16 protein-coding genes are annotated in these 18,397 nt (G+C 47.4%); 14 read left to right on the top strand and 2 right to left on the bottom strand.

Going from position 1 to position 18,397, the window contains the following annotated elements; all coding sequences use genetic code 11:
* Window positions 1–123 precede the first annotated feature (123 nt).
* Window positions 124–744: a transcriptional repressor LexA gene (lexA, locus tag ACO9K6_RS17650; RefSeq protein ID WP_424768867.1), complete on the bottom strand. Its 621-nt coding sequence runs from the start codon at window positions 742–744 to the stop codon at window positions 124–126.
* A gap of 157 nt (window positions 745–901) precedes the next feature.
* On the opposite strand from lexA, the gene ACO9K6_RS17655 reads away from it, so the two are divergent.
* The 5 genes from ACO9K6_RS17655 to ACO9K6_RS17675 all read left to right on the top strand — a co-directional run bounded on the left by ACO9K6_RS17655 (window position 902) and on the right by ACO9K6_RS17675 (window position 4,049).
* Window positions 902–1,276 carry a LysM peptidoglycan-binding domain-containing protein gene (locus ACO9K6_RS17655; protein ID WP_424768868.1) on the top strand — a complete coding sequence of 125 codons (375 nt, stop codon included), beginning with the start codon at window positions 902–904 and terminating at the stop codon, window positions 1,274–1,276.
* A gap of 201 nt (window positions 1,277–1,477) precedes the next feature.
* A complete protein-coding gene (locus ACO9K6_RS17660) occupies window positions 1,478–1,669 on the top strand; it encodes a DUF896 domain-containing protein (RefSeq protein ID WP_424768869.1) in 192 nt (63 codons plus the stop codon).
* A 46-nt stretch (window positions 1,670–1,715) separates the two neighbouring features.
* Window positions 1,716–2,705 carry an aldo/keto reductase gene (locus ACO9K6_RS17665; RefSeq protein WP_424768870.1) on the top strand — a complete coding sequence of 330 codons (990 nt, stop codon included), beginning with the start codon at window positions 1,716–1,718 and terminating at the stop codon, window positions 2,703–2,705.
* 27 nt (window positions 2,706–2,732) lie between these two features.
* The gene (locus ACO9K6_RS17670) at window positions 2,733–3,242 is read left to right on the top strand and encodes a hypothetical protein (RefSeq protein ID WP_424768871.1); all 510 of its coding nucleotides are present in this window, start codon (window positions 2,733–2,735) and stop codon (window positions 3,240–3,242) included.
* Between the two features lie 24 nt (window positions 3,243–3,266).
* On the top strand, window positions 3,267–4,049 hold the full coding sequence (locus tag ACO9K6_RS17675; RefSeq protein WP_424768872.1) for an HAD family hydrolase: 783 nt from the start codon (window positions 3,267–3,269) through the stop codon (window positions 4,047–4,049).
* 84 nt (window positions 4,050–4,133) lie between these two features.
* Here the strand turns inward: ACO9K6_RS17675 and ACO9K6_RS17680 are convergent, their stop codons facing one another.
* Window positions 4,134–4,682: a 1,2-dihydroxy-3-keto-5-methylthiopentene dioxygenase gene (locus ACO9K6_RS17680; protein WP_424768873.1), complete on the bottom strand. Its 549-nt coding sequence runs from the start codon at window positions 4,680–4,682 to the stop codon at window positions 4,134–4,136.
* A gap of 144 nt (window positions 4,683–4,826) precedes the next feature.
* Between ACO9K6_RS17680 and metH the strand changes: the two genes are divergently transcribed.
* The 9 genes from metH to ACO9K6_RS17725 all read left to right on the top strand — a co-directional run bounded on the left by metH (window position 4,827) and on the right by ACO9K6_RS17725 (window position 18,316).
* Window positions 4,827–8,267 carry a methionine synthase gene (metH, locus tag ACO9K6_RS17685; protein WP_424768874.1) on the top strand — a complete coding sequence of 1,147 codons (3,441 nt, stop codon included), beginning with the start codon at window positions 4,827–4,829 and terminating at the stop codon, window positions 8,265–8,267.
* A gap of 117 nt (window positions 8,268–8,384) precedes the next feature.
* On the top strand, window positions 8,385–9,311 hold the full coding sequence (rnz, locus tag ACO9K6_RS17690; RefSeq protein ID WP_424768875.1) for a ribonuclease Z: 927 nt from the start codon (window positions 8,385–8,387) through the stop codon (window positions 9,309–9,311).
* Window positions 9,312–9,714: 403 nt separating this feature from the next.
* Window positions 9,715–12,000 carry a DEAD/DEAH box helicase gene (locus ACO9K6_RS17695; protein WP_424768876.1) on the top strand — a complete coding sequence of 762 codons (2,286 nt, stop codon included), beginning with the start codon at window positions 9,715–9,717 and terminating at the stop codon, window positions 11,998–12,000.
* Window positions 11,997–13,292, top strand: coding sequence for a ribonuclease H-like domain-containing protein (locus tag ACO9K6_RS17700; RefSeq protein ID WP_424768877.1), 1,296 nt, complete (start codon window positions 11,997–11,999; stop codon window positions 13,290–13,292). Before ACO9K6_RS17695 ends, ACO9K6_RS17700 begins: the two co-directional genes overlap by 4 nt.
* A gap of 32 nt (window positions 13,293–13,324) precedes the next feature.
* Window positions 13,325–14,137, top strand: coding sequence for a TIGR01457 family HAD-type hydrolase (locus tag ACO9K6_RS17705; RefSeq protein ID WP_424768878.1), 813 nt, complete (start codon window positions 13,325–13,327; stop codon window positions 14,135–14,137).
* A 41-nt stretch (window positions 14,138–14,178) separates the two neighbouring features.
* Entirely contained in the window at window positions 14,179–14,991 is an 813-nt protein-coding gene (locus tag ACO9K6_RS17710; protein WP_424768879.1) for an Fpg/Nei family DNA glycosylase, read from the top strand.
* Window positions 14,992–15,034: 43 nt separating this feature from the next.
* Window positions 15,035–15,376 (top strand): cyclic-phosphate processing receiver domain-containing protein, encoded by a 342-nt coding sequence (locus tag ACO9K6_RS17715; RefSeq protein ID WP_424768880.1) that lies wholly within the window; start codon window positions 15,035–15,037, stop codon window positions 15,374–15,376.
* Window positions 15,377–15,692: 316 nt separating this feature from the next.
* The gene (locus ACO9K6_RS17720; protein WP_424768881.1) at window positions 15,693–16,709 is read left to right on the top strand and encodes an SAM-dependent methyltransferase; all 1,017 of its coding nucleotides are present in this window, start codon (window positions 15,693–15,695) and stop codon (window positions 16,707–16,709) included.
* 266 nt (window positions 16,710–16,975) lie between these two features.
* Entirely contained in the window at window positions 16,976–18,316 is a 1,341-nt protein-coding gene (locus ACO9K6_RS17725) for a serine/threonine-protein kinase (RefSeq protein WP_424768882.1), read from the top strand.
* Window positions 18,317–18,397 lie beyond the last annotated feature (81 nt).

Raw genomic sequence — 18,397 nt, forward strand, 5'->3', positions numbered from 1 at the left:
GTCCAATGGAATTCAGGACTAAGGCCGCATAACTGTTTTTTATTTTTTGTACTGTCTACTTGACGGGGTGCAGTTCACGATCCGTTCAGCCTCTTCTTATGTATGATGCTATAGCCGTTCAAATTAATGGATATCACGGAATAATCCGATGACTTTACCTAAGATGGTAACATTCGGAAGTAAAATCGGCTGCATGGTGGAGTTCTCCGGCTGCAAGCGAATGTGATTTTTCTCCTTGTAGAACGTCTTAATCGTTGCTTCATCATCCTCGGTCATAGCAACAACAATCTCTCCGTTATTAGCGGTCTGCTGCTGTCGAACGATTACATAGTCTCCGTCATGAATACCTGCTTCAATCATGCTGTCACCCGAGACGTTCAGCATAAATACGCTGTTGTCTCCGACAAAGTGGGTGGGAAGAGGGAAGTACTCCTCAATGTTCTCCGTTGCTGTAATCGGAATGCCGGCTGTAACCTTACCGACAATGGGCACGTTCGCTACAGCTGGCGTGATAATGCCGTCTACGCCCTCTTGATCTAATATTTCAATTGCACGAGGCTTGGTTGGATCACGACGGATAAGGCCCTTCTTCTCCAGCCGGTCCAAATGTCCGTGAACGGTTGAGCTTGATAATAATCCAACTGCTTCGCCGATTTCTCGAACGGAGGGCGGATAGCCTTTCTCCCGGACCTCATTCTTAATAAATTCAAGAATCGAATGCTGCCGGTTAGAAATCTTCGACAATGCGATCACTCCATTAATAGATTTGTAGAAAATTATAACATAGAACCGGAGTTCGTACAAACATAAGTTCTTAAGCACAAAAGTTCGCATTTTCAGTTGACACCAAACGCTTGTTCGTGTATTCTGAAAACAGAACAAACGTTTGGGGTGTTGATATATGATAACCAGTCCAAGTTTTTATAGAACCATCCATAAACCGCAAGTGAACAGCGCAAAGAAGCTTAGTCGACTTGCAGAGCGGGTAATGAGACGTCATGCTGCTAAGATAATAGTAAGTTTAATCGTATTCGTGCTCTTGTTCACAAGCTTTCTGATGATGGGTACAGAGGCTTCGACTCCACTGCCACTGCCTGCTTCTGCACAAGAACAGGTTGTTGCTGTTCATGCAGGCGATACACTTTGGTCTATTGCTAAGAAGTACGGAAGCGGCAGCGACGACCTCAGATATGTGATTTATATGATTCAAGAACGCAATGGTTTGGAAACGGCTGATCTAAAGCCAGGACAGAAATTGATTATTCCTTCTATATAAGAACGTCAAAGTTCATCCTATCAATGTTGTTATCATCGAACATAGCTCTCTGAACATTTGAAGCGCATAAAGCTTCCTGTTCATGAGAGCTTATTTACTTATGTCGCTAGTTTGACCATGCGTTTTCTTGACAACTCCGCCCTTGAAATGTAAAAGTAGAGAGTAGAGCTTTTGTCATCATGAGAGGGGTGGAATACAATTATGGAATTCGATAAATTAATTGAGCGTATTAACGAGCTATCTCGTAAAAATAAATCGGTAGGCTTAACCGATGCGGAATTAACCGAAAGAGACGAGCTGCGGAAGAAATACTTAAACAATTTCAAAAGTAATTTTCGTCAACAATTAGACAACATTACGATAGTTGACGGCGACGAGCAAGTTAAACATTAACCCGCGCAATAGTGAACTCATTTATTATCCTCGAAAGGGTGATTAGATGAAATATAATCTATTAGGCAAGAGCGGCCTCGCCGTATCAGAATTATGTTTGGGCACAATGACCTTCGGCAATACAACAAGTGAAGTGGACTCCATTGCAATGATCAACAGGTTTATCGATCTAGGCGGTAATTTTCTCGATACGGCAAACGTTTATGTTAGCGGTCGTTCGGAAGAAATCGTCGGCAAGGCTATGAAGAGTAAACGTTCGGATGTCATCCTTGCCACCAAGGTCCGGATGACTACCTCCAGCAATATTAACGGCGTAGGCTTATCCCGTAAGCATATTATGGATGCTGTGGATGCTAGTTTAAAGCGTCTCCAAACGGATTACATTGATTTGTACCAGGTGCATGTCTGGGATCAGGCTACACCGATTGAGGAAACCTTGCGCACGCTCGATGACCTAGTGTCCTCCGGCAAGGTCCGTTACATAGGGTGCTCGAATTTCAAAGCATGGCAGCTGATGAAGTCACTGGCTTACAGCGACGCAAGCCGTTATGTGCGCTTTGTATCGATTCAGCCGCAGTACAGCTTAGTCAGCAGGCAGATGGACCGGGAGATGATGTCGCTTTGCTTAGAGGAAAAGGTTGGCGTTATTCCTTGGGCGCCGCTCGGGGGAGGATTCTTAACTGGACGTTACAATCGTAATGAGCCAACAGAAGGACGGCTTACTTCTAAAGCAGGCGAGAGTTCTTGGATCAATCGCGCGCTGGATAAAAATTTTGTTATACTGGATGCGTTGCTTGAAGCAGCGGCGGAGCTTGGCAAAACGCCTGCACAAGTAGCGCTTAGATGGTTAATGCAGCGCGAAGGAATTACATCGCCTATTTTTGGGGCCAGCAGTCTGGAGCAATTCGAGGATAACATCGGCGCTCTCGGCTGGGAGCTTCCTGAAGAGGTATGGAGCCGGTTGAATGAAATTAGTGCTTTGCCTGAGGATTATCCGAATCGATTTATCGATAAGTTCCGCAGAACGTTCGAATAGCGATTAATAATTAGGAGGAATGTCAGCTTGTCAAGGTCCTGGGAGCGCAAAGTGCGCAAAAATATGAACGTTGTGAATAAGCAGCGCAAGAAGCAAGGCAATGGTCAGGTTGTTTTAAATGCAGAGAAATCAGAGAAAATTTTAGGACGCAATTTCATCGCTCCGATTCTGCTTATTTTGTTTATTGTGATGTATATTATGCTTATGCAAAGCTCCCCTGAATTTACGATGGATACGATGTTCTGGGTAACGGTCGCATGCTATTTTTTGCTTGCGGCGCTGTTTTTCTTTCGCAGACCTTACATTACAATTGGCAAAGACTATGTTCAAACTCGCCGAATGACTGGCGACAAGCGATTGTCGGCATCGGCTATTAAAGGGATAATCGTACAGCCTGGGCATGTCGTTATTCAACAGCAAAAAGGGGCTAACTGGATCTTCTCGAAGCTGACGAACCGTTTTCCGACAGAAGAAATTGGTGAGAAGCTAAAGTCATTTGCACAGGCTAACGGCATTGCGTTTGATCAAAAAAAATAAATAGGCAGGAGATTTCGAACGATAATGGCTAAACAAGCGGTATTATTTGATCTGGATGATACACTGTTATGGGATGATCGCAGTGTAAAGGAAGCATTTGAAGCAACCTGTCAAGCAGCGGCGGCGGCTACGGGCGTTGACCCTGATGCGCTGGAGGAGTCTGTTCGTCGCGAGGCTAGAGCACTCTATGAATCGTATGAGACTTTCCCGTTTACGAAAATGATCGGAATTAACCCTTTTGAAGGCTTGTGGGCTCCATTCCGCGAAGGTGAGCAGGAAGAGTTCCGCAAGCTTGAGAGCCTTGCTCCCGGCTACCGTAAGTCTGCATGGACACAAGGTCTGAAGGCGTTAGGTGTTGATGATGAAGCGCTGGGGGCTAAGCTGGCCGAGCAGTTTCCTGCTGAGAGACGCGCGCGTCCAATCGTGTACGAGGAGACCTTCCGCGTTCTGAATGCTCTAAAGGGCAAGTTCAAACTACTGCTCTTAACCAATGGATCGCCTGATTTGCAAAGAGAAAAGCTTGCCGGCGTACCGGAGCTGGCGCCTTATTTTGACCACATTATTATTTCTGGCGAGTTCGGTGAAGGAAAGCCTGCCGCAACGATCTTCAAGCATGCGCTTGAGCGTCTTGGTATCGAGCCCGATCATGGCATTATGGTAGGGGACAAGCTGACCACAGATATTCTCGGAGCGAATACAATTGGTATGACCTCGGTTTGGATTAATCGGCATGGTATGACCCGGAATGATGAGATTGTGCCTACGCACGAGATCAAGCATTTGGAGGAGCTGCTGAAGCTTCTGTAGGATTAATAGAATAGTAGAAGCAGCAAACCCCTCGCATACAGCATTTGCTGATAGCGAGGGGTTTGCATTGTGTTTATAAAAGAATTATGCTTTTTTCGAAGCGAAGGATTCATCTGCAAAAGGATGTGCGATCCATCCTTCGGTTTCGATAAATAGACGAACTGCCACGATTTGACGGTTATCCATTAAAGTAAAGAAATGCGGTTTGTATTCCGGTACGGAGATGACATCGCCAGCCTCAAGCTCTACGTCGAAATAGCCGACATCGTCCGTGCCTTTGATAATGAAAATGCCTTTGCCGGCTGTAATGGCGCGAACCTCATCCTCAGTGTGCGTGTGGACGTTCTCGAACTTTTTAAGCAGCTCATCTAGATTAGGCGTACTGTCGGACAAAGCGATGATATCCCATGTTTTATAGCCGCGACGCTCAGCAAGATCACGAATTTCTTCGTCGTAGGTCGCTAATATTTTCTGTTTGTCTTCATCAGAAAGAACAAACTTCTCTTGTAGGCCTTCTTCTAATTTTTTTGGATCCCAGTGCTCGTAGAGTACCTCTTGCTTCTCTAGAAATGCACGGACATTCTCTTCACCTTGAATCCGTTCCTCAGTACTGCGAATTCTTATTTCAGCCATGAACATTCCCTCTTTTCCTATAGAGATTAAATGATATAATTATTATAAATCAAAATAAATTGATTGTCGATGGATGGTCCTTTTCACTACAAGGGTATTCTGATAAACTATTGGTTAATGATTTTGGGGGAAGGGTGTAGTAATTTGTCGAAACCGAGCATACAAGAAATGCTGCAGCAACGTATACTCATTCTGGACGGCGCGATGGGTACGATGATTCAGCAAGCAGACTTAAATGAAAATGATTTTGGCGGACCTGAGCTGGACGGCTGTAACGAAATGCTTGTTCTGACTCGTCCTGACGTTATTCAATCGATACATGAGCAATACCTTGAGGCTGGCGCGGATATTTTGGAGACGAACACATTCGGTGCAACCAGTGTTGTGCTTGCCGATTATGATATTCCGGAAAAAGCAAGAGAAATTAACCTTGCAGCTGTTAAGCTTGCCCGTGCTGCCTGTGATAAATACAGTACGACTGATAAACCGCGATATGTGGCCGGTGCTCTTGGACCAACGACAAAAACATTATCTGTAACAGGCGGCGTGACGTTCGACGAGCTAGTGGACAGCTACTATGAACAAGCTCTTGCATTAGTTGAAGCAGGCGTAGATGTGCTGCTCTTAGAGACGTCGCAGGATACGCTTAACGTAAAGGCAGGCAGCATTGGTATTCGGAACGCATTCGATACGCTTGGCCGCGAGCTGCCGATTATGATATCTGGTACAATTGAGCCGATGGGCACGACGCTTGCAGGCCAAACGATAGAATCCTTCTATATTTCGCTTGAGCATTTGAAGCCGATTTCAATTGGGCTTAACTGTGCTACTGGACCGGAATTTATGCGTGACCATATCCGATCGCTCAGTGAAATTTCCAAGGCGGCAATCAGCTGCTACCCGAATGCAGGTTTGCCGGATGAGAACGGACACTATCATGAATCGCCGGAATCGCTCGCGAAGAAGATGGCAGCATTCGCAGAACAGGGCTGGCTTAATATAGCCGGGGGCTGCTGTGGTACAACGCCTGAGCATATTCGTGTCATGGCGGAAACGATGGCTACTTATGAGCCGCGGACGAAGCTTGGCGATCACCCAAATGCGGTGTCAGGTATTGAGACCGTCTATATTGAGCCAGAAAATCGTCCAATTATGATCGGGGAACGGACCAATATTTCGGGCTCGCGAAAGTTCAAGCGTCTTCTCAAGGAAGAGAAGTTTGATGAAGCTTCGGAAATTGCGAGAGCGCAGGTTAAAGGCGGAGCGCATGTTATCGACATCAACTTGCAGGACACGGATATTGATGAAGAATATGCCGTGCATCAGTTTTTGCCTCAAGTCGTAAAGAAAATAAAAGCACCGCTCATGCTCGATTCTACCTATGATCATATTATTGAGCTCGGTTTGAAATATTCGCAGGGTAAAGCTATTATTAACTCCATTAACTTGGAGGACGGCGAATCGAAGTTTGAAAAAATATTGCCGCTCATTCATCGTTATGGCGCCGCAGTCGTTATGATCCTGATTGATGAGCGCGGTCAAGCCGTTACGCGCGAAGCGAAGATGGAAGTAGCAGAACGCTCGTACGATCTGCTTGTTAATAAGTACGGTATGAATCCGGAGGATATTATCTTTGATCCGAACATGTTCCCGGTCGGCTCCGGCGATCCGCAATATATCGGCTCGGCTGTGGAGACGCTCGAAGGCATACGGATGATCAAGGAAAAGTTCCCGCTGGCAAAAACAATTCTCGGACTCAGCAATATTTCCTTTGGTTTGCCCGATGCAGGACGAGAGGTGCTGAATTCAGTCTACCTTTACCATGCCACCAAGGCAGGCCTTGACTATGCGATTGTCAATACGGAGAAGCTTGAGCGTTATGCGTCTATTCCTGAGGAAGAGCGCAAACTGGCCGAAGAGCTTATATACAATACGACTGATGATACGCTTGCAGCGTTCGTTGCTGCTTTCCGGAACAAGAAGGTCGAGAAGAAAGAGAAAATCTCGAATCTTTCTTTGGAAGAGCGTCTTGGCTCTTACGTGATTGAAGGGACGAAGGAAGGGCTGATTCCTGATCTGGATGAGGCGCTTAAAAAATATTCAGCGATGGATGTTATCAACGGCCCTCTCATGCGCGGCATGGAAGAGGTTGGACGATTATTCAACAATAACGAGCTTATTGTAGCCGAAGTGCTGCAAAGCGCGGAGGTCATGAAGGCTTCTGTAAACTATTTAGAGCAATTCATGGAGAAAAATGAATCCTCGGTAAAGGGTAAAATCATTTTGGCGACGGTCAAAGGCGATGTTCATGACATCGGTAAAAATCTCGTGGAAATTATTTTATCGAACAATGGCTATAAAATTATTAATCTCGGCATAAAAGTACCGCCTGAGCAACTGATTGAAGCCTACCGCAAGGAGAAGGTGGATGCGATCGGTCTGTCCGGCTTGCTCGTTAAATCTGCGCAGCAGATGGTTATTACCGCGCAGGATTTGAAGACAGCAGGTATCGACGCACCAATACTCGTAGGCGGAGCCGCGCTTACGCGTAAGTTTACGAAAACAAGAATTGGTCCAGAATATGATGGACTTGTGCTCTATGCCAAGGACGCCATGGATGGACTGGATATCGCGAACAAGCTGATGGATCCAAATCACCGAACACGTATGGAAGATGAAATGGAGGCATACAAAGCGTCGGGCGGAGCGGAAGAGGAAGAGAAGAAGCCTTTGCCGCAATTAACCCGTGCCGTTCGTTCGAATATTTCACCGGATGCGCCTGTATTCTCGCCGCCCGATCTCGAGCGTCATGTGTTGCGCGATGTGCCGATCCCGCATATCATTCCTTATGTTAATCCGCAGATGCTGCTTGGTCATCACCTCGGACTGAAGGGAAATGTCGACAACCTGCTTAAAGAAGGTAATGAGAAAGCTGTGCATCTAAAACAAACTGTAGATGACATTCTCCAAGAGGGCAGTGCAGAAGGCTATCTTCGCGCGCACGGTATGTATCGTTTCTTTCCTGCCCAGTCATCCGGCAACGATGTGATTATTTACAATCCAGAAGATCCGACGCAGGAGATCAAGCGATTTACTTTCCCTCGTCAGCATGTTGAACCCTATCTGTGCTTAGCAGATTTCCTGAAGTCCGTCGAGAGCGGGGTCATGGATTATGTCGGCTTCCTAGTTGTAACGGCAGGTCATGGTATACGTGATCTTGCGAACAAGTGGAAGGATAGCGGGGACTACTTGCGTTCACACGCGCTCCAATCCGTTGCGTTAGAGGTAGCGGAAGGACTTGCCGAGCGTGTTCATCATATGATGCGTGACGTTTGCGGTTATCCCGATCCGGCTGAAATGACAATGAAGCAGCGCCTAGGCGCGCGTTATCAAGGGATTCGGGTATCATTTGGTTATCCGGCTTGTCCAAATTTGGAGGATCAGGAGCCTTTATTCGATCTCATGAAGCCAGAGGATATTGGCGTCGAGCTGACGGAAGGCTTTATGATGGAACCAGAGGCTTCGGTATCCGCTATGGTGTTCGCGCATCCAGAGGCGCAGTATTTTAACGTCGAGAAAGTATAAACGATAAATAGTCATGACTTGGAGCCCTCAAACGTTCGGATTAACGAGCAAGAGAGGGCTCTTCGTTTCATAAAAGACGATAGCGCTGCGGATGCTAGAGACGAGGTGGACGAAACGATGAATATATGGTTTTTGGGCACAGGGGCAGGCAGGCCTGCCAAGCATCGAAATGTGACTGCGATAGCGCTTACGCATCCTGAGCCATGCGCCGGCTGGTGGTTATTCGATGCAGGAGAAGCGACTCAGCATCAGTTAATGCGAACGCCGCTCAAGCTAAGCAAGCTGGAGGCCGTATTTATTACCCATCTGCATGGAGATCATATCTACGGGCTTCCCGGCTTGCTGAGTAGCCGTTCCTTCGATGGGGGAGTGACGCCTGTTCAGCTTTATGGTCCGAAGGGTTTGAAGCAATATATTGAGACGGTGTTCGCGATCAGTGGTACCATGCTCGATTATGATCTGCTCATTCATGAGATAGCGGTTGATGGAGGCATCCTGATGGATGATGGATATTTTATGATAGAGGCAGGGGCTTTGGAGCACCGCGTACCTAGCTATGGCTATCGAATTACTGAGCATGATCAGCCGGGCAAGCTTCTTGTTGATAAGCTAGAGGAGCTTGGCATAAAGCCAGGACCGTTGTACGGCAAGCTGAAGCAGGGTCAGTCCGTTACATTGCCAGATGGCAGATTGATTCGCTCAGAGGATGTGACTGGTGAGATTCGTAAAGGCAGAATTGTGACGGTTCTCGGTGATACAAAGCCTTGCGATAATGCGGTGAGGCTTGCAAAGGATGCTGATTTGCTCGTACATGAGGCTACCTTTGCATCAGGGCTGGAGGAAAAAGCGCATGAGTTTGGCCACAGCACGACGATCGAGGCTGCGGAGGCTGCCAATGCAGCCGGAGCTAAGCGGCTGGTGATGACGCATTTCAGCGGCCGATACAGCAATGAGGATTTAGCCGCTTTGGAGGCTGAGGCTGCTGAACGCTTTGAAGCAGTAACAGCTGCGGTTGATTTCATGATGATCGAAATTAATCGGTAAAACGGACAGAGAGAATAGAAGGAAATATTAAAAGGCTTGGCTTATTGCCAAGCTTTTTATTATTGAGCTGTTTACCCATTTTCGTGACATTTTCCTCTATGGGACTGTTAGTTTCTTCATCCAAGAACATAGATATTCGGATTAATTTGTTTTCTTCCTCCTATTCTCCTATGAAATGACCGTTTCATTAACCATCTATATTCATTTTATTGTGCTCGCTCTTTAGGCTGTCACTCTTGCGACTTCGATCGTACTCTAATGGTTAGGAGAGGTTTAATATCTCGAAGCAAACAGCAGCTGTAAATCTATGCCATGCCTCATTTTACCTAAAAATAAAATTGCAGCCCGAACATATATTCTGTAAAATATAAAGCAGCATAGGTAAGATGGGAGTGGTACGGTCATGAACCGGTTTACGGGTAGAACCTCTGGCTTGGAGGAATGGTTGGAGCAAGTGCGGCAAAATACAGAAATTATGGACAATGTGACACACTGGCGAACCATTCCCCCGCGTGAGGCAAGATCCGCCCCGCTTCCTGAAGGATTGCATCATGCATGGAAGGAAGCGCTGCGTTCCCGCGGCATTAGCGAATTATATACGCATCAAGCAGAGGCATACCGCGCTGCGCGCGAGGGAAATCATGTCGTTGCTGTAACACCAACTGCCTCTGGCAAGACGCTGTGCTACAATTTGCCGGTCATGCAGTCGATGCTGGAGAACGATGAAGGGAGAGCGCTCTATTTGTTCCCGACAAAGGCGCTGGCTCAGGATCAGGTGGCAGAGCTGCAGGCTTTAGCTGATCTCATGGACTCGGGTATAAAAACGCACACCTATGATGGCGACACGCCGCCGACCGTAAGAACGGCGATCAGAAACGCTGGACATATTGTGGTGACAAACCCGGATATGCTTCATTCGGCGATTCTGCCGCATCATACGAAATGGGTAAAGCTTTTTGAAAATATTAAATTTATTGTCATAGATGAGGTGCACGCTTATCGAGGCGTATTCGGCAGTCACGTGGCGAATGTCATTCGTCGTCTAAAGCGAATTTGTCGGTTCTACGGCTCGAATCCGCAATTTATATGCGCTTCCGCAACAATCGATAATCCAAAGGAGCATGCTGAGCGGTTGATTGGCGAGAAAGTAACGCTTGTTGATAACAACGGAGCTCCAATGGGAGAGAAGCATTTTGTTTTTTATAATCCGCCAGTCGTAAATAAGCAGCTTGGCATTCGGCGAAGCAGCGTGCTTGAGACGCGTAAGCTGGCTGGCCTGCTTCTGAACCAGGGCGTACAGACGATTGTGTTCGCACGAAGCCGCGTTCGAGTAGAGCTGCTGCTTACTTATTTGCAGGAATTGATCCGCGACAAACTGAACGATAAATCCATTCGCGGCTACCGCGGTGGATATTTGCCGAAGCTTCGCCGGGAGATTGAACGCGGACTGCGTTCGGGAGAAATTCGCGGCGTCGTCAGTACCAATGCGCTGGAACTTGGGATTGATATCGGGCAGCTGCAGGCCTGCGTATTGAACGGCTATCCCGGTACGATTGCGAGCACCTGGCAGCAATCCGGCCGAGCGGGCAGACGGCAGGAAAGCTCCGTCACGTTTATGGTAGCCAGCAGCAATCCGCTTGATCAATACATGATTCAAAATCCGGATTTTTTCTTTAATCGGCCCCCGGAGAGGGCATTGATTCATCCCGATAATTTGCTTGTGCTGATTGATCACGTTAAATGCGCTGCTTATGAGCTTCCATTCGAGGCGGGAGAGCGTTTCGGCTCTGAATCACTTGAGGATATGATGGAGTTTCTTGTGGAGGAGAAGGTGCTTCATAAGGCGGGCAATCGCTGGTTTTGGATGGAGCAATCCTTTCCAGCTCACAACATATCACTGCGGACCGCTGCACAAGAGAACTTCATTATTGTTGATAATACGAACGGCAGCCGCGTGCTGGGCGAGGTTGACCGATTCAGCGCGCCAACCCTCATTCATGAGGAAGCGATCTATATTCATGAGGGCGTGCAGTATCAAGTCGAGAAGCTGGATTATCCGGAGAAAAAAGCCTATGTCCGCGAAGTTAACGTTGACTACTACACCGATGCGAACCTTGCTGTTGAACTAAAGGTGCTGCATGTGGATAAGGAACGCGAGTCAGGCGATCTCGTGCGGCAATATGGCGAGCTTACCGTCAACGCAAAGCCTACGATTTTTAAAAAGATCAAGCTGCGCACGCATGAAAATATCGGCTCCGGCCCGATTCACTTGCCGGAGGAGGAGCTGCATACGAGCGGCTATTGGTTCTCGTTCAGCGAGGAGGCGGCCGCCCGCAAAAGCAAAAACGAAATGCAGTTTGCTCTTCTGGGCATCGCAAATGTGCTCGTTCATATTGCTCCCCTTTATCTAATGTGCGACCCATTCGATATTAGAGTCGTGCCTCAGGTAAAGGCCGTTCATACGCAAAAGCCAACGATCTATTTCTACGACCGGTATCCAGGCGGAATCGGACTTAGTGAACGATTGTTCGAGGTTCATGATGAGCTTATCCGGCAAGCAAAATCACTCATTCACTCCTGCACCTGCTTAAGCGGATGTCCGGCATGCGTAGGTCCGATCGAAGAGGTAGGACTTCTCGGAAAGCAGCAAGCGCTGGAGCTTCTGAACGAAGCAGGGGGTATGCGATGAGCGGTCTGCGTGATCGGATGAAGCGGCTTCGCGGGGACAACGAGGAGAAGGACAAGCCGGCAACGGCGATCGATTTGCCAACGTCAGCAGAAGAGGAATGGCTTTCGCCCGTATGGGAGACATTTGCTGTAAAGCTGCATTCAAGTGAAGCCGGGAGCTTCCTGCTGCGGAAAATCACGTATCCGGCTAACTTTCGTCATGGGCTGCATGCAATCGATGAGCTTCATGCAGCAGCAGCAGGCTTTTCCGCATTCCATCCGGCCGCTGAGGCCGCTGCCGCTGAGCAGGTGCTGTTTCTTGACCTTGAGACTACCGGCCTTGGTGTTGGAGCGGGTAATGTTCCTTTTATGATTGGTATTGCTTATATGTCCAATGAACAATTCATTGTGGAGCAGACGTTAATCAGACATCCGGCTGAGGAAAGAGCGATGCTCGTTTATTTGGCGGAAAAGCTAAAAGACTTCACTTATCTTGCCACTTATAACGGAAAAACCTTCGACTGGCCGCTTGTGCAGAACCGGTTCATTCTGAACGGTCTCGGTCGTCAAATTTGGGAGCCGAAACATCTCGATTTCCTTCATCCGGCACGCTCCATTTGGAGAAATACACTTGTCTCCTGCAAGTTGAGCCATGTCGAGGAGGAAAGACTTGGCATCCACCGCGAGGACGATGTACCAGGGGCGCTGGCGCCGCAGCTTTATTTTCAGTTTTTGGCGGATGGGAACCCAGCTCCGCTTGCAGGCGTATTTCTTCATAATGAAAAGGATATGCTGTCACTCGCGTGCTTGGCGATCCGTTTCGGTCATCTATTAAATGGAGATATCAGCGAATATATTCCGCTGCCAGATCAGCCCGAGGAGATGGTTCGTACCGGACTGTGGCTGGAGAAAATGGGCAAGGGAGCACTTTCAGAGCTATTGTTCGAACGGGCTGTGGTCGTCGAAGCGGTTAGTCCATCTACGCTTCTAATGCTGGCGGCACGTGACAAGAAGGCTGGAAATTGGGGACGGGCTGTGTTATTGTGGCAGAAGGCTATTATTCAATCCTCCTCTCATTTTGGAGCGGCAGCACAAGAAGCTAGCATAGAGCTTGCCATGTATTATGAGCATAAGCAGAAGGATTACACTTCAGCCCTTGGACATGCTAATCTCGCATTCGAGCACGCATCAAATCATTCGTTGCTCGCTCGCAGGGATGCCAAGAAACGAGCAGAGCTAGACGCATTGCGCAATCGTATAAGCCGGCTGCGCAGAAAGGCTGATAAGCAATTACAATCGTGCAGCAGCACTTAACCATAATAGAGAAGAAGCGCAGGGGGACAGCAATGATGGAGAAACTGCCTAAGATGCGCGGTTTACTAATAGATTTAGACGGAACCTTATATCATGGCACACATCGAATTAATGGAGCGGACAAGCTCATTACTTATTTACGAGATATCGGACTTCCCTTTCGTTTTGTCACGAATAATTCTTCCGCTTCACCTGGAGAAGTGGCAGCGCGTCTATTAAAGATGGGGATTGCTGCGGCAGCAGAAGAGGTGTGTACATCGGCGCAGGCTGCGGCTGAGCATATGGCTGGAATTCAACCAGGTGCATCAGTATTCGTGGTCGGCGAGGCGGGGCTAAAAGATGCTGTTCGGGAAAAGGGTCTGCTTCTGACGGAGGAGCAGCCTGATTTTGTAGTGCAAGGAATTGACCGGTCATTTACTTATAAACGTTTGGCGAAGGCGGTCCGATACATTCATGGCGGAGCGACTTATGTGCTGACCAATCCTGATTTACTGCTGCCATCCGGAGACGGACTAATACCGGGCGCAGGTTCAATTGGTGCTATGCTAACCGCGGCAGGCGGGAAAGAGCCTGTGTTAATTGGCAAACCTTCGTCTGTATTGATGGACTATTCCTTAAAAAGCATCGGACTTACGGCAGATGAGACATGGGTAATTGGCGATAATATGGCGACAGACATCGCTTTTGGCAAAAAAGCCGGGTGTGGAACTGTGCTGGTCCTTACGGGACTTACAACGGAGAAAAATATGGATGACTATATGGAACAAGCCGGCTGTAAGCCGGATGTGGTATGCAAAGATTTAGAAGAACTTCGTTCGTATATTTCTGGACAACGAGAGATATAGGAGAAACTAAACGAAGGACTATAGGAAGGAAGAATGCTTTTATGCAGGAGTTACCAGAGCTTCATATTTATCGGTCTCAATTAGCGGAGCAGTTCGCCGGAGCTCAAATTACCGGTATTGAAGTTGTAAATACGAAATCATTTCAAGAAAATAAGGAGCTGCTGAGCGAGCTTGTAGGCAAGGTGGTATTGTTCATTGAACGCCGTGGCAAGCATCTTCTTTTCCATTTGGATAACGGGAGAAGACTTGTGCTTCAATTCGGTAAAGAATCTTATTTGTACAAAGGCACTGCATTAGATCAAACAAGTCGCGCTGCTCAAGTTAAACTCTTTTTTGAAGATCGGATTCTATTTCTAGTTGGGCTTCGAGCCGATGACATACAGGTAATGAAGGTGAAGGAAATTGAGGAGCAGCTGAGAGCACTCGGACCGGATGCTCTTGATAAAAAATTGACGTTGGATCGTTTCATTGAACGATTTGCTAAGAAGCGAGGTTCGATTAAGTCCGCGTTAATGGATCAAAATGTAATATCGGGTATTGGTCCTGTATACTCGGATGAAATTTGCTTTGCTGCAGCTGTGCGTCCTGATGCGAAAATTCCTGTATTCGAAAGCGAAACATGGGAACGATTGTATGATGCGATGCATAGTGTGTTAGAGAAAGCGATTTCAGAGGGCGGCGCAGGAGTGCAAACTTTTGAAGAAGGGGATTCACTAACGGGAGGCTACCGAGAGTATTTCCTTGTTTACGGGCGTGAAGATCAAACTTGTTCGCGTTGTGGCGGAAATATAAGAAAAATCGATATTTCCAGCCGCAAAGCTTATGTATGTCCTGGATGTCAAAAGGATCAATGAATAAGCAGATTTAGAATCTAATTGGTGAATGGAGGCTTCATTCATGATTCATGTTTATTTAGATGATTTTCGGGCATGTCCAAAGGGCTTTGTGTTAGCAAGCAATGCCGAAGAGTGCAAGCAGCTGCTTGATCTCGAGACGGTTGACATATTATCATTGGACTTTGACCTTGGCTGGGCGCAGCCAACGGGCTACGAAGTTGTCCGTCATATCGTTGAAACCGGTCGCTATCCTGAGAAAATCTACTTGCATACTTCCAGTGTAGCGGGCCGTATGCAAATGTACCATATGCTCTCAACGAATATGCCCCCTCATGTCAAGCTCCATAACGGTCCCATGCCGGATGAGCTAATCAATAAGATTGCGGGAAACCCCATTCTTTAAAGAGGCTTCGACCCATCCAAAAGCCCTCCTTTGCTAAGGAGGGTCCTAGGGCTGGACTCTCGAATGTTTAAATGAAACGAACGAAAGCTAAAATGATTTAATAAAGTAAATTACATAACAAACTATTTATTGATTTCCAAAGAAAGCGTGTCCCGCAGGGACAAAAGCGAGCACTAAGCAAATACAAATCACAACCGTCTCAATAAATCCTACGTTACTCCAATTGCGGGTTTGGGAGGGGTCGAAATGCCTTTGAAGGTTTGGTAGAAGCCTTTGAAGGGTTGGGTGTAATTCACAATGGAAGAGGTATGTAGAAGTGAGTCAATGGATCGGAACGGCTAATCAGGGTTATGCCTCTTATGCAATGGAGGAGCTGCGGCGCCTTGTGGAAGGTGCGGCGTTTACACAGCTTGCTGCTGGAGAAGTATTTATGATAAGCAGCGCGAATGGCCGCGAGGATACGCTGCAGATGATTCGTCAGCAGGAGCCTATATTTTTGAGGCATATACAGCCGGTAGACCGGGTGATCGAGATTAATGGCAATGCGAATGATTTAGAGCAGCTATCCAATATGGTCAGGAATGCAGTGCTTCTATTTGAAAATAAACGAACAGCCGTCCACATTAGACGCACCACGAAATCGGAGTTTCATTACTCGGCCGCCGATACAAAAGCTGTGCTGGATGCCGTGTTGGAAGAGATCGGAGCTGAGCCTGTCGTGCAGGAGCCTGAGGTGATTATTGCCATCTATGCAGCGGTGAATCAGCTGTATGTAGGCTTTGGAACGCCGTCGGATATGCTGTCCGACTGGCCGGGCGGCGCTGTTCGGTTCCAGCGTGAGGAGGGGCAGATTTCCCGCGCGAAGTTTAAGCTTCTGGAAGCGGAACGCGCCTTTCATTTAAATTATGCCAAATTTCAGCATGCGCTTGATATTGGCGCTGCGCCAGGAGGCTGGACATCGCTGCTGCTCGAGAGAGGCTTGCGCGTAACCGCGATCGATCCGGCTGACCTGCATCCATCACTCATGGCTTATCCAACGTTAACGTACATGAAACGCAATGCGTCGGAAGTAAAGCTGCAGCCAGGCGCTTATGATCTGCTCGTATGTGATATGAGCTGGAGCCCGATGCTGATGTGCAAGCTTGTGCTTGATCTCGATCCGGCGCTCAGCAAGGGAGGGACGGCGATCATAACCGTGAAGCTTATGCACAAGAAGCCGCTTCAGACCATCCGGGACGTGATTTCAAGACTCTCAACTGAATTCGTGCTTCTTAAAGCGAAGCAGTTGTTCCATAACCGAGAGGAAATTACATTGTATTTGCAGAAAAAATAAAGCGAGCGCCCTTTTCATAGGGCGCTCTTTTCTTTATGCTCATAGTCATATATCTTTTAATAAAGAATACATGAGTTGGCGAGGATGGCTCCGTGATATATTAACTCTTTTGTTTGCTTATTTATCGTTTAGAGTTGTGCTGAAATAGACCTCTATGCTACATTAGCAATAATCATAATTATTCAGGAAAGCATCCTGACACCGCATGCAGAGCAGCAATCGGTGTCTGGGTGCTTTTTGTATGTGCAGAAGAGGGAGAGGGTTGAATGAGCAATTCAGAAATTTCCTTCTCGCCGTTTGCGAGAGGTGATCGGATTGACGGCCGATATCGGATTGTCGGTATAATTGGCCGCGGGGGAATGGGTGTAGTCTATGCAGTCGAGGATTTAAAGCTTGACGGTATGCTAAGAGCGGTGAAAGTAACGAGGGCGGAGGATGGCGCATTCGACAGCTATTCCGATGAGGCGTTCATGCTCATGAAGCTGAATCATCCGCATTTGCCGCATATGATCGATTATTTGAAGTTAGAAGAATTAGGGTGTGAAGCACTTGTAATGGATTATTTCAATGGTATGACCATTGCGGCCTGTAGGAAAGAGATGCTTAACGGCTTTACTTACCGCCAAATCGTTCATATTGGACTACAGCTCTGCTCGGCTTTACGCTATTTGCATCAGCAGAGCCCGCCGATCGTACATCGTGATTTGAAGCCCTCTAATGTGATGATCGACAACAAAGGTTATGTGAAGCTTATTGATTTTGGCATTTCCAGGCAGTACAAGTCGGATCAGCTCCATGATACGGTTCAGCTCGGCACGTTAGGCTTTGCTGCGCCTGAGCAAGAGGGACTTAGCCAAAGCGATGCAAGAACAGATGTGTACGGCTTGGGAGCTTTACTCTATTATTTAGCATCTGACGGAGTCACTTTTAATCGCAATCAAGTCGGCGGCATTCGTACAGTCCCTTTTGGCGGCTTTAGATCAAATATTCCATATCGTTTTAAAGCCATACTTGAACGTATGCTGCAGCAAGACCCTTCCGATCGTTACCAATCAATGGATGAAGTAGAGTATGAGCTTACTCAACTAGAGTTTCAAATGGTTAGAGGGTATGAGGAAGATAGTCTGGAAATGAGCATGCATTATCAATTTCAGCTCTATCGCGAGAAGCGGCTGCTGGTTAGTGTTATTTCATTGTCGCCAGGAGCGGGAGCTACTTTCCTGACGTTTGCTCTAGCCTATTTAATAGGGGCTAATCACGTCACGGTATCCGCTTTCGAATATAGTGAGCTGAGACCGGAATGGCATGCTTTGTTGGAGCAGCGAGAACAGCCGAGTCATGCGGGCACTCTCGACAGTCTTGCCTTCGATGAACGATATCTGCATATAACACCGGGACATGATTTAGTGAGCTGGTACCCCTTGGCTCCGGATCGCAGATTATCGTCGGATCAAGACAGGTTCAAGTTCGAACAAATGCTGCGCCAATCGAGCAGCAGCTGCAATCTGATTGATCTCTCTGGAAAATGGCAAGACAAGGGAGCGGAATCTCTTTTACAGCAATCGCGCTTTGTATTTGTTGTCGGTGATCCATCGGTTTACAAATGACAGTTTGAAGAGCTTCAAAAACTGGCAAGATTAAACGAAGATCTCCGTAAGAGAGAAGGCTCCGTCATATGGATCGCAAAC

Origin of the sequence: Paenibacillus praedii (assembly GCF_049725345.1) — a bacterium.
Lineage (GTDB): Bacteria > Bacillota > Bacilli > Paenibacillales > Paenibacillaceae > Pristimantibacillus.

Excerpts from the sequence above, each read along its gene's own strand:
- ACO9K6_RS17700 (WP_424768877.1), top strand. The coding sequence starts at position 11,997 with ATGAGCGGTCTGCGTGATCGGATGAAGCGGCTTCGCGGGGACAACGAG.
- ACO9K6_RS17695 (WP_424768876.1), top strand. The coding sequence starts at position 9,715 with ATGAACCGGTTTACGGGTAGAACCTCTGGCTTGGAGGAATGGTTGGAG.
- ACO9K6_RS17725 (WP_424768882.1), top strand. The coding sequence starts at position 16,976 with ATGAGCAATTCAGAAATTTCCTTCTCGCCGTTTGCGAGAGGTGATCGG.
- ACO9K6_RS17655 (WP_424768868.1), top strand. The coding sequence starts at position 902 with ATGATAACCAGTCCAAGTTTTTATAGAACCATCCATAAACCGCAAGTG.
- ACO9K6_RS17675 (WP_424768872.1), top strand. The coding sequence starts at position 3,267 with ATGGCTAAACAAGCGGTATTATTTGATCTGGATGATACACTGTTATGG.
- ACO9K6_RS17705 (WP_424768878.1), top strand. The coding sequence starts at position 13,325 with ATGATGGAGAAACTGCCTAAGATGCGCGGTTTACTAATAGATTTAGAC.
- ACO9K6_RS17710 (WP_424768879.1), top strand. The coding sequence starts at position 14,179 with ATGCAGGAGTTACCAGAGCTTCATATTTATCGGTCTCAATTAGCGGAG.
- ACO9K6_RS17665 (WP_424768870.1), top strand. The coding sequence starts at position 1,716 with ATGAAATATAATCTATTAGGCAAGAGCGGCCTCGCCGTATCAGAATTA.
- ACO9K6_RS17715 (WP_424768880.1), top strand. The coding sequence starts at position 15,035 with ATGATTCATGTTTATTTAGATGATTTTCGGGCATGTCCAAAGGGCTTT.
- rnz (WP_424768875.1), top strand. The coding sequence starts at position 8,385 with ATGAATATATGGTTTTTGGGCACAGGGGCAGGCAGGCCTGCCAAGCAT.
- ACO9K6_RS17680 (WP_424768873.1), bottom strand. The coding sequence starts at position 4,682 with ATGGCTGAAATAAGAATTCGCAGTACTGAGGAACGGATTCAAGGTGAA.
- ACO9K6_RS17660 (WP_424768869.1), top strand. The coding sequence starts at position 1,478 with ATGGAATTCGATAAATTAATTGAGCGTATTAACGAGCTATCTCGTAAA.